At 38.5% G+C, this 2,364-nt stretch carries 3 protein-coding genes; 1 reads left to right on the forward strand and 2 read right to left on the reverse strand.

The window, feature by feature from the left end; genetic code table 11:
- Window positions 1–367: DNA-methyltransferase (locus PX484_RS22565; RefSeq protein ID WP_288105596.1), on the forward strand; the 367-nt coding region annotated here is incomplete at its 5' end.
- A gap of 203 nt (window positions 368–570) precedes the next feature.
- On the opposite strand, the gene PX484_RS22570 is transcribed toward PX484_RS22565, so the two are convergent.
- Entirely contained in the window at window positions 571–1,641 is a 1,071-nt protein-coding gene (locus tag PX484_RS22570) for a glycosyltransferase family 4 protein (protein ID WP_287669344.1), read from the reverse strand.
- A 183-nt stretch (window positions 1,642–1,824) separates the two neighbouring features.
- Window positions 1,825–2,364 (reverse strand): glycosyltransferase family 4 protein (locus PX484_RS22575; protein ID WP_288105599.1); only part of this gene is annotated, 540 nt, incomplete at its 5' end.

The raw sequence follows: 2,364 nt of genomic DNA on the forward strand, positions 1-2,364 counted from the left end.
ACAAGAATGGGATGAGTTACTATGGGATATTCCTAACGTTAAATCTAATCATCCAGAGAAAACTATTCATCCTTGTCAATATCCAATCGAATTAGTAGAAAGATGTGTTTTAGCCTTGACAAATGAGGGGGATTGGGTTTTTGATCCTTTTGCTGGGGTTGGAACTTCTCTGATTGCTAGTATTATGCACAATCGTCGAGTGATGGGGAGTGAAAAAGAAGCAGAATATGTGAAAATTGCCAGGGAAAGAATCGCTGCTTATTTGCAAGGAAATCTCAAAATTCGTCCTTTAGGAAAACCTATTCATCAGCCTAATGGTAAGGAAAAAGTTGCTCAAATTCCCCAAGAATGGCACAATAATATATAGGAAGTAACACTGAATCTACCCCCCAGGTAGGTGGATTCATGAATCCACCTACTATGCTTTGATAATAAATCTGGTTATTAAAAACTGATTATTTATTCCCCCTGTTGCCTGTTGCCTTTTGCCTGTCCTTATAAGTAGCCTATGCTCAACGGATTTAGTATAACCCATCCGACAATGATTGATAAGTTTTTTTGTCACCATTTTTAGAGAAAACTTTGCAGAATTGTGGCGGTTTCTTGACCAGTTTTTTCCCAACTAAAAAGCTCGGCGCGTTGACGACTGAGGGACTTTAATTTTAGGCGTAATTGTTCATCCATGGCGATTTGCTGCATTGCCTCTCTCATCTCATCGATACTATAGGGATTAATTAAAATTGCCGCATCTCCTGTGACTTCTGGGAGAGAGGAAAGATTAGAAGTAATGACAGGAGTTCCACAGGCGAGCGCTTCTAGTACAGGTAATCCGAAACCTTCCCAAAGGGAGGGATAAACTAAAGCAGTTGCTTGGTTTAAAAGTTGCGGCAATTCTTCATAGGAAACATAGTTTAAAAATTGCACTCGTTGAGAGATTGATAATGCTTCTACCTGTTGCTGTAGAGCCGGGGTAAAACGGGGGTCAAATTGACCGACAATTAATAATTGATATTCGGAATCGATTTGGGAAAAAGCAGTAATTAAACGACCGAGATTTTTATGAGGATCATAACGACCAAGATAGAGGAAATAGGGACGAGTCGCCAGATTTAGAGGACGAAAATTATCAGAATCATATCCAGAAAGAATCACGGTTATTTTGTCAAGAGGTATGTTAAAAAACTTATTAATATCGGCGGCCGTTGCTTGGGAAACAGCGATAATATGTGTGGCTTTTTTCAGGACTTGGGGTAAATAGTATTTATTATAAAAAGTTAGGGGAGAAAATTTCGGGAACCGCAGGGGAATTAAATCATGAACTGTGACAATATAGCGGCAATTTCCATAAATAGGTGCTTCGGGAATGGGGGTAAATAGCAGGGAAGACTTCAATTGTTGATAGGTTTGATAGAGTTGGGTTTCTGTCCAAATTAAGCGCTTAATATTGCCTTTGGTTCCCTGCTCTTGGGTGAGGTTTGCTGACACAGTATAGGTGTTAAAATCTGGGTAACTATTAGAAGTGATTAGGGTAGGATTTAAGTTAGCTAATTGGGGAATGAGATTTTTAGTATAGGTAGTCAATCCAGTATATTTAGTACCGAGAAAAGCGAGATTGATTAATAATTGATGGTTTTTATTCATAGATATTAGCTAGTTAAGTAGGTAGGTGTTAAAAGTTGTCAGATACCCCCCTTATCAAGGGGGGATTAAGGGGGGATCAACACCCCCCTTATCAAGGGGGGATTAAGGGGTGATCAACACCCCCCTTATCAAGGGGGGATTAAGGGGGGATCCATCTTCAATTTAATTATAACTACTTACTTATTATAAAAGAGAACGATAAGCTTTTATAGTAGCTTGTGCGGTTTTTTGCCAAGAGAATTTTGCCGCTTGTTTTTTTCCTTTAGTGATTAATTCTTGACGGAGAGAGATATCACTAATCACCTGATAGATTGCCGCAGCAATTTCTAGGGGATTATCGGGATTAATTAATATTGCCGAGTCTCCGGTGACTTCGGGTAAGGATGCAGTATTAGCAGTTACCACAGGACAACCTAAAGTCATCGCTTCTAAAACTGGTAATCCAAAACCTTCATAAAAGGAAGGATAGACAAAAACATCAGCTTTTTGATAATAATCCGCAACTAAGTCATCGGTAAGATAATCAAGATGTTGGATACTATCTCGAAAGGGAGACTGAGATATTTTCTCAAAAATTGGTTCATACTTCCATCCTTTTTTGCCAATCAGAATCAGATTATGGTCTAATTTATACCTGTCCTTGAGATAGTTAAAAGCACTGATAAGATTAATAATATTTTTTCGTGGTTCTAGGGTACTAACAAAGAGTAAATAGGGTTTAGT

The organism is Microcystis sp. M49636_WE2, assembly GCF_030065375.1.
Classification (GTDB): domain Bacteria; phylum Cyanobacteriota; class Cyanobacteriia; order Cyanobacteriales; family Microcystaceae; genus Microcystis; species Microcystis aeruginosa_C.

Coding starts and splice junctions, on each gene's coding strand:
- PX484_RS22570 (WP_287669344.1), bottom strand. CDS start 1,641: ATGAATAAAAACCATCAATTATTAATCAATCTCGCTTTTCTCGGTACT.